12 protein-coding genes and 1 pseudogene are annotated in these 13,501 nt (G+C 69.4%); 7 read left to right on the top strand and 6 right to left on the bottom strand.

All coding sequences use genetic code 11. The features are described 5' to 3' along the window. Nucleotides 1–556 precede the first annotated feature (556 nt). A complete protein-coding gene (locus tag AB0D18_RS12055) occupies nucleotides 557–1,492 on the top strand; it encodes an LnmK family bifunctional acyltransferase/decarboxylase (protein ID WP_362415661.1) in 936 nt (311 codons plus the stop codon). A gap of 8 nt (nucleotides 1,493–1,500) precedes the next feature. Here AB0D18_RS12055 and AB0D18_RS12050 read toward each other — a convergent pair whose 3' ends face one another. Then, nucleotides 1,501–2,151 carry a class I SAM-dependent methyltransferase gene (locus AB0D18_RS12050; RefSeq protein ID WP_362415948.1) on the bottom strand — a complete coding sequence of 217 codons (651 nt, stop codon included), beginning with the start codon at nucleotides 2,149–2,151 and terminating at the stop codon, nucleotides 1,501–1,503. 226 nt (nucleotides 2,152–2,377) lie between these two features. Between AB0D18_RS12050 and AB0D18_RS12045 the strand changes: the two genes are divergently transcribed. Beyond that, a complete protein-coding gene (locus AB0D18_RS12045) occupies nucleotides 2,378–2,578 on the top strand; it encodes a hypothetical protein (protein WP_362415946.1) in 201 nt (66 codons plus the stop codon). Here AB0D18_RS12045 and AB0D18_RS12040 read toward each other — a convergent pair. Then, nucleotides 2,498–2,740, bottom strand: coding sequence for a hypothetical protein (locus AB0D18_RS12040; protein ID WP_362415972.1), 243 nt, complete (start codon nucleotides 2,738–2,740; stop codon nucleotides 2,498–2,500). The genes AB0D18_RS12045 and AB0D18_RS12040 overlap by 81 nt on opposite strands. Here AB0D18_RS12040 and AB0D18_RS12035 point away from each other — a divergent pair. After that, nucleotides 2,715–3,128 carry a recombinase family protein gene (locus AB0D18_RS12035; RefSeq protein ID WP_362415659.1) on the top strand — a complete coding sequence of 138 codons (414 nt, stop codon included), beginning with the start codon at nucleotides 2,715–2,717 and terminating at the stop codon, nucleotides 3,126–3,128. The two genes, AB0D18_RS12040 and AB0D18_RS12035, sit on opposite strands and share 26 nt — an antisense overlap. Before the next feature lie 673 nt (nucleotides 3,129–3,801). Here AB0D18_RS12035 and AB0D18_RS12030 read toward each other — a convergent pair. Together AB0D18_RS12030 and AB0D18_RS12025 are read right to left on the bottom strand one after the other, a co-directional pair. Next, on the bottom strand, nucleotides 3,802–4,479 hold the full coding sequence (locus AB0D18_RS12030) for a uracil-DNA glycosylase (protein WP_362415657.1): 678 nt from the start codon (nucleotides 4,477–4,479) through the stop codon (nucleotides 3,802–3,804). A 63-nt stretch (nucleotides 4,480–4,542) separates the two neighbouring features. After that, complete coding sequence (locus AB0D18_RS12025) at nucleotides 4,543–5,631, bottom strand: exo-alpha-sialidase (protein WP_362415655.1); 1,089 nt, start codon at nucleotides 5,629–5,631, stop codon at nucleotides 4,543–4,545. 271 nt (nucleotides 5,632–5,902) lie between these two features. Here AB0D18_RS12025 and AB0D18_RS12020 point away from each other — a divergent pair, with 271 nt between their 5' ends. The 3 genes and pseudogenes from AB0D18_RS12020 to AB0D18_RS12010 all read left to right on the top strand — a co-directional run bounded on the left by AB0D18_RS12020 (nucleotide 5,903) and on the right by AB0D18_RS12010 (nucleotide 9,532). Continuing rightward, the gene (locus tag AB0D18_RS12020) at nucleotides 5,903–6,715 is read left to right on the top strand and encodes a class II aldolase/adducin family protein (RefSeq protein ID WP_362415653.1); all 813 of its coding nucleotides are present in this window, start codon (nucleotides 5,903–5,905) and stop codon (nucleotides 6,713–6,715) included. A gap of 16 nt (nucleotides 6,716–6,731) precedes the next feature. Beyond that, nucleotides 6,732–7,637: pseudogene (locus AB0D18_RS12015) on the top strand (bile acid:sodium symporter family protein); the annotation flags it as partial. Continuing rightward, the gene (locus AB0D18_RS12010) at nucleotides 7,634–9,532 is read left to right on the top strand and encodes a neutral/alkaline non-lysosomal ceramidase N-terminal domain-containing protein (RefSeq protein ID WP_362415651.1); all 1,899 of its coding nucleotides are present in this window, start codon (nucleotides 7,634–7,636) and stop codon (nucleotides 9,530–9,532) included. The pseudogene AB0D18_RS12015 and the gene AB0D18_RS12010, both read left to right, overlap by 4 nt. Before the next feature lie 114 nt (nucleotides 9,533–9,646). On the opposite strand, the gene AB0D18_RS12005 is transcribed toward AB0D18_RS12010, so the two are convergent. Together AB0D18_RS12005 and AB0D18_RS12000 are read right to left on the bottom strand one after the other, a co-directional pair. Further along, the gene (locus AB0D18_RS12005) at nucleotides 9,647–10,996 is read right to left on the bottom strand and encodes an FAD-dependent oxidoreductase (protein WP_362415649.1); all 1,350 of its coding nucleotides are present in this window, start codon (nucleotides 10,994–10,996) and stop codon (nucleotides 9,647–9,649) included. Nucleotides 10,997–11,147: 151 nt separating this feature from the next. Beyond that, nucleotides 11,148–11,825, bottom strand: coding sequence for a DUF305 domain-containing protein (locus tag AB0D18_RS12000; RefSeq protein ID WP_362415647.1), 678 nt, complete (start codon nucleotides 11,823–11,825; stop codon nucleotides 11,148–11,150). Between the two features lie 176 nt (nucleotides 11,826–12,001). Between AB0D18_RS12000 and AB0D18_RS11995 the strand changes: the two genes are divergently transcribed. Continuing rightward, nucleotides 12,002–13,492, top strand: coding sequence for a hypothetical protein (locus AB0D18_RS11995; protein ID WP_362415645.1), 1,491 nt, complete (start codon nucleotides 12,002–12,004; stop codon nucleotides 13,490–13,492). Nucleotides 13,493–13,501: the final 9 nt, after the last annotated feature.

Genomic DNA, 13,501 nt, shown 5'->3' with positions numbered 1-13,501 from the left:
AGCTCGTGCACAGTCGGCGATGGCGCGTCGAAGGCCGCGGTCAGCCCCTTGTGTTCACCGGTGCGAACCGCCTGCTGCCGAGGCGGCCTGCTGATGGGACAGCAGTCTGGCGACGGCTTGGATGGTGTCGCTCATGTGCTCGCGTCGGCCGCGGTGTCGGGCGAGGGATCGCCAGTTCTTCATATGGCCGATACCGTGCTCGACCCGGATGCGACGCGAGGAGTGGGCTTGCGCTGACGCTCGTGCATCTCCTCGTACCACTCGGGCGGGTTCTTCTTGAACTTCCGGTGCGGTGGTGTCACCACGTGCCCGCCGGTCTGGGAACCCAGTCCCTGATAGCCGGCATCGGCCAAGATCTCGACTGCGGGCCCGTCGGCCAGGAGCCGCACCAGGCCCGGCTTCCCGGCGTTGGTGATGTCCGCGCAGCTGGCCGGCTCGGCTGGTGGACTCTCAGGGCGACGGTGGAGGCATCAGGGGCATCCGCCGAGACTTGGCGCGTGGCCAGGCCCTCGGCAGTCACTGATCAAGAGCACGCGGGGCAAGGGGCGGTGGAGGAATGAACATGCTCGACTCCGCCACGGCTGAGCTTCGGTCCCGCCACGTGGTCGTCGCTCCCGGCATGTGCAGCGGCGGATCGCTGCTCTTCGGCCGGATCGGCGACTGGACCTGGGACACGGTCGCGAACGCCTGCCGCATGAAGGTGCACTCCGCCCGCACCCCCGACGGCGAGCCCGCCTATCTCTCCTTCTACTACTTCCGCGTCCGCGGAGGACGGACTATCCACCCCCACGGCCTCGCCTTCGGGGACGAACTCCGGGTCAGCTCCAGAGCGTTTCAGCTGGGAAGCCGGTCTGTGATGACCCTTCACCGGCTGGCGCCCGCGGACCTGGAGCTCGACGACGTGCCGCTCGACCCCGTCGAGGTGTACGAACGACGGCACCCGGACTGCCTCTACGCCGAGAACTTCAACCGCTGGATCGCCCGCACGAGCGCCGGCAGCAACAAGAGCCTGGCCCAGGTCAGCCCGGCGGATTTCGCGTACGCCGACCTACCACGTCTCCCGAACAAGTACTCGCCCCGCGCCTTGGTCGGCAGGGCCCGCACAGCGGACAGCTTCCACCCTGCAGGACCACCCGGCTTCGTCGAGGCCGATCCGTCCTTCACCGTCGAATACACCCTCGACGTCGTGCGTGACCTCAACGCCGCCGGCCTGATGTACTTCGCGTCCTATTTCTCCATTTTCGACACGGCGTTGCTGCGACTGTGGCGCTCGCTCGGCCGCACCGACGAGCAGTTCCTGCGGCGCAAGGTGACCGATCAGGAAATCGGCTACTTCGGCAACGCGGACCTCGGCGCGGTGTTCACGATCGCCGTCCGCCGATGGCGCAGCACGAAACGCCCGGGTACGGAGATCGCAGACATGGCAATGCACGAGGCGGATTCAGGCCGCCTGATCGCCGTCACCGGTGTGGAGATCGAGACCGGCCCCTGAGCCCGTTCTCAGGGGCGACGACACGCGAGGATGATCCCTCCCAGCTTGCTCTCGGCCGAGGTGAGAGTCTTGTGCGTCTCGACATCGAAGCCGGCTTGCTCAAGCCACGCGATCATCCGGTCGTGCTGCCGGCGATGGACATGGACCTTCATCGGGTGCCCTCCATAGCCCTCGGTCTTCAGATGCGACGCGTCTCCGACGTGGAAGCTGAGCAGCAAGGGCCCACCGGGCACGAGCACTCGGCGGAAGTGCGCGAGTACGGAGCTGATCTCGTCGTCAGGGATGTGGATCAGCGAGTACCAGGCGACCAAACCGGTGACCGAGGCATCGGCCAGGGCGAGGTCCGTCATAGAACCGAGATCGAACCGCACCCCGGGGTGGTCGCGGCGGGCCACCTCGATCATTCCGGGTGACAGATCGATGCCGAACACGTCCAGGCCCAGCTCCCGCAGGTGGGCCGTGATCCTGCCTGTCCCGCACCCCACGTCCGCGACCGGCCCGCCGCCCCGGGCACGCACCAGGCCCGCGAACACGGCCAGGGCCTCACGTTCTTCAGGTGCTTCGTCCAAGATGTGTCGCGTCAGTTCTCTGTAACTTGCCGCGACGGTGTCGTAAGACGTCCGTGTATCCGCCAGCCAGTCATCTGCGTTGAGTCCCATTTCCACCGGCCGCAGGTTACACAGGTCATCGGTCGGCGTGACGGCCGGCTCTGTCCGAAGGCGCCGCACCGCGCGGGTGCGCGGTGCGGTTCGGCGCCGGCGTCCGGACGGCGGGTCGTGACGGAGGCGGCATACGGCCGCAGCGTCCAAGAAGTATTTGGGTTGGTTGACGGTGACGCACCCGTTTCATCCGCTGTCCGGGCATCGGGTCGAGGTTCTGTACTCGATGAAGCGGGGCGGCGGGCGGATGTTCGTGGTCGATACCGGGACCGGGGCGAGGATGACGCTGCCCGTGACGTGGACCGACCGTGGGCCGGCTGCCGAGGATGTACGGGTTTCGCAGGAGTCACTCGTTGAACTGGGGGTGCTTCTGGATGCGTTGGCCAAACGTTGTGCCGACCAGCGGCGAAGTGGAGAGTCGCCGTGAGGCGCCGACACGGTACGAGCGGTGGCCGGCGGCCGGGAGCGAGGCCGGATGCGCATCAAGGGCTGACAGCGCGAGGACGCCGTGATGGCGGTGGCGAACATGGTCGAGGCGTCGCTGCGGGCGGAAGGTGACGGTCGTGAACGTCGAGGGAAAGATCACCACGTCGCACCGCTCCGGCCTCGCGATCATCTACCTGCGGCAGTCGACAATGCTGCAGGTCCGCGAGCATACGGAGTCGCCCACACGGCAGTACGCGCTGGTGGATCTGGCGCTCGCGTTGGGCTGGATGGTGGAGAACATCCTGGTCATCGACAAGGACCTGGGCGTCTCGGGCCGGTTCGGGTCGGAGGAGTTCGGGCAATCGATCAGGGGCAGTGCCCGGCCACGGGTACATACAGCGACCTCGCCAGGATCCAGGCCGAGCGTGTCGAGTGAACTGGCACCCTGGCCCAGGCCGAGATACGAGGGACCGCCGCAGGAACAAGCCGACGGGGGTCCACATCAGTCGCCACGATCACGCAGATGTCACCAACTGCGTCGACGCACCTGAACCACAAGGCCCTGACCAGGCCAAAAGCTCCCAACTTGGACCACGTAGACGCCAGAAGACGCTTTCGCCTACTTGTGCCATTTGGGACAGAGAGCCAGGCTTCCCCCTCTCACGAACAGACCGCCCTGTCCAACAACTGGCCCCCGGCAGAACAAGATCCGGACCGTACGCGGGCCAATGCTTCCCAACACGACCGTCAGGAGGCCGTTTTACCTGGTCAACACCACAATGGCCCGTGTACCACCAGCAGACGAAGAACCTGCTGGTACGGCGGGCTTGAGCAGCTCGGACGTCGCGGAACAACACCCTGCCCGGAGTAAGCCCGCGCAACCGCACCTGCCCAACGTCGGACCCCACGATGACATTCAGTAACGTGCACCACCCACTCCCAGCCCCTCCTCCCAGCAGTCGGCTGGGGGAGAATCTGGGGAGTTTCAGCCCTCCTGGGGAGTCCCCGCGGAGAACCAGCTACACAAAGTCGCACGAAGCTGAAAGCCGCCGAAAGGTGTTCCCTCCCAGGCCAGGGCAGTAAAGCTGCCTAGAAGCCCAGGTCAGCTCCACTTACCTGAGGACTTCATGACGTACGTACCCAGGTCGGCCTTGACGAGTGCCGGGAGCTGGCCGTCCTCATACAGGAGCGTGACGGGCTCGCCGCACCACGCCGTACTCTGCTCTACGGCAGTCGCCAGTCCACCGGCTGCACCCCCTGGCCGGCAAGGAGCTCGTTGGCACGGCTGAACGGCCGCGAGCCGAAGAACCCGCGGTCGGCGGACATCGGGGACGGGTGCACCGATTCCACGCACGGCACCTCGCCCAACAGTGGCTTCAGCCTGCGTGCATCACTGCCCCACAGCACCGCGACCAGCGGCGTGCCGCGCGCGACCAGGGCGCGGATGGCCTGCTCGGTCACCTCCTCCCAACCCTTGCCCCGGTGGGCGCCGGGCTTGCGGGGGGCGGTGGTGAGCGCCCTGTTGAGGAGCAGCACACCCTGGCGGGTCCACGGGGTGAGGTCGCCGTTGGAGGGCCGGGGTGCTCCGAGGTCGGTGTGCAGTTCCCGGTAGATGTTTTCCAGGCTGCCCGGCAACTGACGCACATCGGGCGCGACGGCGAAGCTGAGCCCGATGGCCTGCCCCGGTGTCGGATAGGGGTCCTGACCCACGATCAGGACCCGGACCTCGTCGAACGGCTGCTGGAACGCGCGCAATACGTTGGCGCCCGCGGGCACGTAGGTGCGTCCTGCGGCGATCTCGGCACGGAGGAAGTCGCCCATCGCGGCGATCTGCCCTGCCACGGGTTCCAGTGCGTCCGCCCAGCCGGGCTCAACGCTCTCTTTCAACGGTCTTGCTGCCACAGAGCGTCACTCTACTGGCCCCATTCCGGCGGCTCCTCACCCCGGCGTGCCCTCGGTATGCCCTCAATCGATCACCGCCGCCCGCACGCACAGCACGTCCGGCAGGTGCGAGGCGATCTGCTGCCAGGTGTCGCCGTCGTCCGCGCTCGCGAACACCTCGCCGTTGCGATTGCCGAAGTACACCCCTGCCGCGGGGGCGTTGTCGTCCGTGCGCATCGCGTCGCGCAGTACCGTCCCGTAGTGCTCCTCCTGCGGCAGCCCGGCCGTCAGCGGCTCCCAGTTCTTGCCCGCGTCCTGAGTCCGGTAGACCCGGCACCTGCGGTCCGCCGGCACCCGGTCCGAGTCCGCGGTGATCGGGAAGACGTACGCCGTGTCCCCGCGGTGCGGGTGGGCGGCCACCGCGAAGCCGAAGGTGGACGGCAGCCCCGCGCCGATGTCCGTCCAGTTCGCCCCCGCGTCGTCACTGCGGAACACCCCCCAGTGGTTCTGCAGATAGAGCCGGTCCGCGTCGACCGCGTCCTGCGCGACCTTGTGCACGCACTGGCCGAACTCCGGATTCGGGTCAGGCAGGAAGACCGCCGACACGCCCTTGTTGGCCGGCGCCCAGCTCGCTCCGCCGTCCCGGGACCGGAACACCCCGGCCGTCGACACCGCCACCGTCACCAGGTCCGGGTCGCGCGGATGGGTCACCACCGTGTGCACGGCCTCGCCGCCTCCGCCCGGCACCCACTGCGAGCGGGTCGGATGCTCCCACAGTGGCCGTACGAGCTCGAAGCTCTCGCCCCGGTCCGTCGAGCGGAACAGCGCCGCGGGCTCCGTCCCCGCGTACACCACCCCCGGCGCCGCGGGCCCCGCCGGATGGAGCTGCCACACCCGCTCCAGCGAAGTCCCGGTGTCCTTCGGGAACTTGACGGCGGGCTCCTTCGGTTCCGTCCAGGTCGCACCGAGATCGTCGGAGTGGAACACCGAAGGACCCCAGTGCGCGCTGTCCCCGCCGACCAGCAGCCGGGGCGAGTCCCCGCTCTGGTCGATCCCCACCGAATACACGGCCTGCGCGTTGAAGTGCGGGCCGTCGAACTCCCACTCCCCGCCGCGTTTGCGGCCGAGGAAGAGTCCCTTGCGTGTGCCTACAGCGAGCAGTACGTCGGACATGGCCGACACCTCCCAGACGTCGTTGTCTCCAGGTATCGGCCAGTCTGCACCCCAGCACTGACAATGGCCCCGGGACAGGGCGTTCGCCCAGGTCAGTGCGGTAAGCCGGGAATGTCCGCAGGGTCGTCGGGCACGGCCCGGCCCCGCCCCACAGGGGCGTCGGACGCGGCCGGGCCCCGTTTCCGGACGGATTCCTTGACAGCCTCCCTCCTCTTGGAAACCATCCAGTCGGTACGCCCCGAACGGCCCGACCGACGAGGAGAGTCAGTCCATGACGTCCCCCACCGTGCAGCAGGTCATCGCAGCGGCCGCGGGCCCCATGCCGCCCGGCGTTTCCATGCCGATGCCGCCCGCCTTCGACACCGTCGAGGAGGAGCGGCAGTACCGCAAGGAACAACTGGCAGCCGGATTCCGCCTGTTCGGCCGGTTCGGCTTCTCCGAGGGCGTCGCGGGCCACATCACCGTCCGCGATCCCGAGCACCCCGAACACTTCTGGGTGAACCCCTTCGGCATGGCCTTCTCCCTGATCAAGGCCTCCGATCTGATCCTGGTCGACCACGAGGGCAAGCTGCTGCACGGAAACCGGCCGGTGAACCGCGCCGCGTTCGTCATCCACGCCGCCGTCCACGAGGCCCGCCCCGATGCGACAGCCGCCGCACACGCGCACTCCCTGCACGGCAAGGCGTTCTCCAGCCTCGGCGTCCCGCTCGACCCGATCACCCAGGACGCCTGCGCGTTCTTCGAGGACCACGGCCTCTACGCCGACTACTCGGGAGTGGTCAGCGACGCCGAGGAGGGCAAGCGGATAGGCAGGGCCCTCGCCTCGTACAAGGCGGTGATCCTCCAGAACCACGGCCTGCTCACCGTCGGGGGCACCGTCGCCGAGGCCGTCTGGTGGTTCATCACGATGGAACGTTCCTGCCAGGCGCAGCTCCTCGCCATGGCGGCGGGCACCCCCAAACTCATCGACCGCGAGACCGCGCTGCACACCCGCGCCCAGCTCGGCGGCTCCTTCTCCGGCTGGTTCCAGGCGCAGCCGCTGCTGGACCAGATCACCGTCTCCGACCCCGACCTGTTCGGCTGAGCGGGCAGCGCGGGCCGCTGCCATGGACCTCGCCGCCGTCACCCTGCCCCTCGCCCTCGCCGTCATCATGCTCGGCCTCGGACTCGGCCTCACCCCGGCCGACTTCCGCCGGGTGCTCGCCCGTCCCAAGGCCACGGTCGTCGCCCTGTGCTGCCAGATGCTGCTGCTCCCTGCCCTCTGTTTCGTTCTGGTCCTCGCCTTCGGGCTCACGCCGGTTCTCGCCGTCGGCATGATGCTCGTCGTCGCGTCCCCGGGAGGCACGGCGGCCAACCTCTTCAGCCACCTCTACGGCGGTGACGTGGCCCTCAACGTGACGCTCACCGCCGTCAATTCGGTGCTCTCCGTCGTCACCCTGCCGATCGTCTTCAACCTCTCGGCGCAGTACTTCCTCGGCGAAGGCACCGAACTGGGCCTCCAGTTCACCAAGACCCTCCAGATGTTCGCGATCGTCCTGATCCCGGTCGCCGTCGGGATGTACGTCCGGGCGCGCGCCCCGCACTTCGCACGGCGTGCGGACCGCCCGGTGAAGATCGCCTCGGTGGTCATCCTGGTGCTGATCATCGCCGGGGCCGCCCTCCAGGAGAGGGGGAACCTGCTCGACTACCTCCGCTCCACCGGCCCCGTCGCGCTCGCCCTGCTCGTCCTGAGCCTGGGCGTCGGCTACTGGGTGCCGCGCCTGGCCAAGGTCGAACGCGGCCAGGCCATCGCCTCGTGCATGGAGATCGGCCTGCACAACACCACCCTCGCGATCACCATCGCCATGGGAATCCTGCAGAACACCGAAATGGCCGTCCCCGGCGCGACGTACGGGGTATTGATGTTCTTCGCCGCCGCGGTCGCCGGGCTGTTCCTCCGCCGCGCCGCCCGCACCGCACCTCCCGTACCTCCCGCACCTGTCGCACCCGAGAGCGAGTGTCCATGAGTCACCTGGCCGGCCGAGGCATCGCCGACATCACCGGGGAGGCCGCCGAGTGCGGAATGCTCGGCTACGGCAAGGCCGGACAGCGGACCACGGGCATCCGCACGCGGCTGCGCGCGCGTGCCTTCGCCTTCGCCGAGGGCACCGCGGACGCCGACCGGCGGCTGATGACGGTGGTCTGCGACCTCCCGCTGGTCTCCGGCGGCCTGGTCCAGGAAGTCGTACGGCGGCTGCCCGCAGGCTGGACCGAGTCCAACGTGATGATCACCGCGACGCACACCCACTGCGGCCCCGGCGGCTACTTTCACCACGCGCTCTACAACAGCAACACGGGCGGCTTCCGCCCCAAGACGTACGCGGCGATCGTCGACGGCATCACCGAGGCCGCCCTCGCGGCCCTCGCCGACCTCGCGCCCGCCGAACTCTCCCTCGCCCACGGCGAACTCCACGACACCAGCGTCAACCGCTCCCGCCGCGCCTTCGACCGCAACCCCGAGCACGACCGCGCGTACTTCCCCAAGGCCATCGACCCGCACACCACCCTGCTGTGCATCGCCCGCGACGGCGAACTCGCAGGCGCGGTGCACTGGTTCCCCGTCCACAACACCAGCATGACCAACACGAACACGCTCATCAGCAGCGACAACAAGGGTTACGCCGCCTACAAGTGGGAGCGCCTGGACCACGGCGCGGACTACCTGGCGCCCGAACAGAGCGCCCCGGTCACCGCGTTCGCCCAGACCAACGCCGGCGACATGTCGCCGAACCTCAACCTCCGCCCCGGCAGCGGCCCCACCGAGGACGAGTACGAGAACACCAGGATCACCGGCACCCGCCAGCAGGAGTCCGCCACCGGACTCCTCGCCGCCGCCACCCCGCTCACCGGCCCGCTCGACCACCGGATCACCCACCTCGACCTCTCCGGCACCGAAGTGGGCCCCGAGTTCACCGGCGACGGCCGCGCACACCGTACGGGCGCGCCCGTGGGCGGCGCCGCGGCCCTCGCGGGAGCCTGGGCCGACGGCAAGGGGTTCGCGGGCTTCCGCGAAGGCCGCAACCCCCTCTGGGACGCCCTCTCGCAGCGGGTGATCTACGCCCTCTCGCCCGCCCTGCGCGACGCCCACTCGCCCAAGGCGCTCGTCCTGCCCGCGGGCCCGCTGAACCGGCTGCGCCCCATGGTCCAGGAGCGCGTCCCCGTCCAGCTCCTGCGCATCGGCCGCCTGTACCTCATCGGCATCCCCGGCGAAGTCACCATCGTGGCGGGTCTGCGCCTGCGCCGCACCGTCGCGGGCATCGTCGGCGCATGCCTCAAAGAGGTGCTCGTCGCGAGCTACAGCAACGGCTACTTCCACTACGTCACCACCCCCGAGGAGTACGACGCCCAGGAGTACGAGGGTGGCAGCACCCTCTTCGGCCGCTGGCAGCTCCCCGCGCTGTGCCAGACGGCGGCCGTTCTCGCCACCGCCATGCGCGACGGCCGGCCCGTCCACCGCGGCACCCCCGAACCGCTGCCCACCGCCCGGCCGAACCGCCGCACCCCGGCGCCCGACGAGCCGCACCCCGGCCGCGCCTACGGCGACGTGCTCTCCTTCGCCCGTATCGGCGGCCACGTCACGGCTTCCTTTGTGGCGGCGCACCCCAACAACGACCTCCGCAGGGGCGACACCTACCTCGCGGTGGAGCGCGAGGTAGGCGGCGGCTGGACCCGTATCGCGGACGACGGCGACTGGTCGACGACCTTCCGCTGGTCCCGCACCGGCCGCACCACCTCCACCGCCACCGTGACCTGGACCGTCCCCGACCGCACGGCCCCGGGCGCGTACCGTCTGCGCTATTTCGGCAACAGCACGGACCGGGGGGCCTTCACCGGCACGACGGAAGTCTTCGACGTACGGTGAAAACCGCGCCTACGTACGGTGAAATCTCGCCTACGTACGGTGAAATCCCGCAGATGTGCGGTGAGAGCCCGCAGGCGTACGACGAGAGCCCGCCGACCTCCCGGGCGCCGGAGTTCAGCTGCGTACGTCCCGGGCCGCGTCCAGCAGTCCCGTCCAGTCGGCGATTTTCACCGACCGCCGCCCCAGTGATGCCCCGAGCGCCGCTTCCGCCGCCTCGATCGCCAGCCATCCCGGCCACTCCACCGGGCGCAGCCCCGACTCCCGCAGGGCGCCCAGGGGGTCGTCGGCCACCTCCCGCCGCGCCAGTGCCGCCGCGTCGGCGAGCAGCGAGCCCACCGTCTCCTTGGCGCAGGGCCGGTTGGTTCCGATCACTCCCGTCGGCCCCCGCTTGATCCACCCGGCGACGTACTCCCCGGCGGACGGGCGTCCGTCCCGCAGCACCCGTCCGCCCGCGTGCGGCACCGTTGCGCGCGCGGGGTCGAACGGAAGTCCCGGCAGCGGCATCCCCTGGTAGCCGACCGAGCGCAGCACCAACTGCGCCTCGATGTCCTCGTACGCACCGGTGCCGCGCACCCCGCCCAGCCCGTCCGGCACGGTGCGTTCGAACCGTACGGCGGCCACCCGGCCCGCCTCGGCGAGCAGTTCGACAGGGCGGAGATGGAAGCGCAGCCGAAGTGTCCGCCCCCGTACGGCGGGTGGCGCGTCCGCCCAGCCGCGCAGCACCTCCACATTGCGGCGCAGCGCCGTGGGCAGCCCCGACGGATCGCCGTACGCCGGGTCCAGGGCCAGCTCAGCGGGGTCCACCCGGACCGAGGCGTCCGGCAGTCCGCCCAGCTCCCGCAGCTCCTTGGTGGTGAACTTGGCCTGCGAGGGACCGCGCCGGCCCACCATGTGCACCTCGCGCACGGTGGACCCCGACAGCAGGTCGAGTGCGCCCTTCGGTACGTCCGTGGGCAGCAACTCCCGCGCCCCGCGCGCCAATACGCGCGCCACATCCACCGCCACGTTGCCCACCCCGACGACCACCGCGGACCGCACGCCCAGCGCGAACCCGCCGGGATCGGCGTCCGGGTGCGCGCTGTACCAGGAGACGAACTCGGTGGCGGAGAAGCTGCCGGGCAGGTCCTCGCCGGGGATGCCGAGCCGGCGGTCGGTGGCCGCGCCGACGCAGTAGACCACCGCGTGGTACAGCTCCAGCAGCCGCTGCGGCGGCAGTTCGGGCGTCCCCGCCTCGATGTTGCCGACGAAGGCGATCCGTTCGTGCTCCAGGACGGTGCGCAGGGTGCCCTGCAGGGACTTGATCTTCTCGTGGTCGGGTGCGACCCCGTACCGCACCAGCCCGTACGGACACGGCAGCCGGTCCAGTACGTCCACCCACACGTCGGGCACGGCGGTCTGCTGGACAAGGGCCTGGGCCGTGTAGACCCCGCTGGGGCCCGACCCGACGACTGCGACGCGAAGCACGGCGGAACTCCCTCCCGCAGGGTCCCTCCAGCATCGCACCGGTGGCGCGGCAGCGGCAGGGGGCTGCGCCACCGGAGTACCCATTGCCGCGCTCCTGGGCCGGACCGCCGCCGAAGTCCGCCCCGGAACCCGCCCCCGGAGCAGCCCCGGGCTACCGCCCCTTCAGCATCCCCGCCATCCGGTGGATCTCCGTCGTCTGCTGGGCGACCAGCTCCGTCGCCCACTCCTCGACCGTCTGGTCATTGCCTTCGGACAGGGCGTCGCCCGCCATGGTCAGCGCCCCTTTGTGGTGCGTGATCATCAGCTGCAGGAACAGCTTGTCGAACGCCTCTCCCCGGGCCGCCCTGAGGTCCGCCAGCTGCTTCTCGGTGGCCATGCCCGCCATCGCCCCGTGGTCGTGCGGGGCCTTCGGCCGCTTGTCCGCGCCGCTGCGCTGCTGCCAGCCCTTCATGGCGTCGATCTCCGGGCGCTGGGACGCCGCGATCCGGTCCGCGATCTGCTTCACGCTCGCCGATGCGGCGCGCGAGGGTACGAGGTCGGTCATCACCAGGGCCTGGCCATGGTGCGCGATCATCATCTCCGCGTAGGCGAAGTCCGCGGAGTTGGGTCTGTCCACCGGGGCGGCCTTCCGTGCCTCGTCGGCCGACAGGGTCCTGGCCGGTTCGCCCGGCTTCCCCGGCGCCACCACCACGGCGTCGCCTGCCGCCTCGGCCCTCCCGCTCTCCTCCGGCGCGCCGCTGCAGGCGGACAGGGCGAGGAGGGCGGCGAAGGCGAGCGAGACCGGCACGGCGAACGTACGGGACGGGCCGCCCTGTTGAGGGGAACGCACAGCGAACTCCTGGGGTGCGAGGGTCGATTGGGGACCGTCTTAGCACGATTTTGCGCACGGGCGATCAGAAAGCTTCATTACATCTCCGTTGCCGTCTGTTGAGATGTACATGCGAAGGAAGATACTCACGAGGTCCCTCAGTCCTTCAACTGCGAACCAGATCAAGGGAGTACGCAGTGACCTCGTTGACCGATCCCCACGTCCGCAGACGCAGACGCCTGGGCGTGGCAGCAGCCGCGGCCGGCCTGCTGGCGACGCTCCTCACGACGGGCTCCGCCACCGCGAGCCCCGAGCCGGGTGACACTCCCGCCCAGCGGCAGTCCGTCACCACCTCGCAGCAGGAGGAGGCCCGCAGGGCCATCCAGGGCGGCGAGATACCCGGCGTGGACGAGATCGTCCACAGCAAGAACGTCGAGCACCTTGCCAACGTCCCGAAGGACGCCCTCAAGAGCCTCAACACGGACCTGGCGTTCCAGGGCAAGTACGCCTTCGCGGGCAACTTCGACGGCTTCCGGATCTTCGACATCAGCGACCCGAAGAAGCCGAGGACCGTCACCCAGGTCCTGTGTCCCGGATCGCAGAACGACATCTCCGTCTCCGGCAACCTGCTCTTCCTCTCCACCGACTCCTCGCGCAGTGACAACTCCTGCACCAGCGCCACGCAGCCCGCGACGGAGAAGTCCTCCTGGGAGGGCATGAAGATCTTCGACATCAGCGACATCCGGAATCCCCGGTACGTCGCCGCCGTCGAGACCGCCTGCGGCTCGCACACCCACACCCTGGTGCCGGAGCGCCGCAACGTGTACGTGTACGTCTCCTCGTACTCGCCGAGCGACGCCTACCCGGACTGCAAGCCTCCGCACGACGGCATCTCGATCATCAAGGTGCCGCGGCAGGCCCCGCAGAAGTCCGCGGTCATCGACTTCCCGGTGCTCTTCCCCGACGGTGGCAACCCCGGCGGCGGATCCACCAACCCGGACCTCGCCGAGACCACCGGCTGCCACGACATCACCGTGCTGCCCTCGAAGGACCTGGCGGCCGGCGCCTGCATGGGCGACGGCATCCTCTTCTCCCTCAAGGATCCGGAGAAGCCGAAGGTCATCGACCGCGTCCAGGACAACACCAACTTCGCGTTCTGGCACTCGGCGACCTTCAACGAGCGCGCCGACAAGGTCGTCTTCACCGACGAGCTCGGCGGTGGCGGCGGTCCGACCTGCAACGCGAGGATCGGCCCCAAGCGCGGCGCCAACGGCATCTATGAGATCAAGGGCCACGGCGACAAGCGCAAGCTCGTCTTCAAGAGCTACTTCAAGATCTCGCGCCACCAGGCCGACACCGAGAACTGCGTCGCCCACAACGGCTCCCTCATCCCGGTCCCCGGCCGCGACATCATGGTCCAGGCCTGGTACCAGGGCGGGGTCTCCTTCTGGGACTTCACCGACTCCTCGAAGCCCAGGGAGATCGGCTACTTCGAGCGCGGCCCGATCTCCACGGACGCCCTGACCACGGGCGGCTCCTGGTCCGCGTACTACTACAACGGCCACGTCTACTCGAACGACATCGCCAAGGGCTTCGACGTCCTGAAGATCAACGACCCGCTCACCGACCCGGCGAAGCAGGTCCGCCAGCGCGAGCTCAACGTGCAGACCCAGCCCGACTACCTCTGATCCGATCCA

Origin of the sequence: Streptomyces sp. NPDC048442, from assembly GCF_040651475.1 — a bacterium.
In the GTDB taxonomy this organism is placed as follows: domain Bacteria; phylum Actinomycetota; class Actinomycetes; order Streptomycetales; family Streptomycetaceae; genus Streptomyces.
Note: the sequence above shows the minus strand (reverse complement) of the source record. Positions and strands in the feature narration are given on the sequence as shown.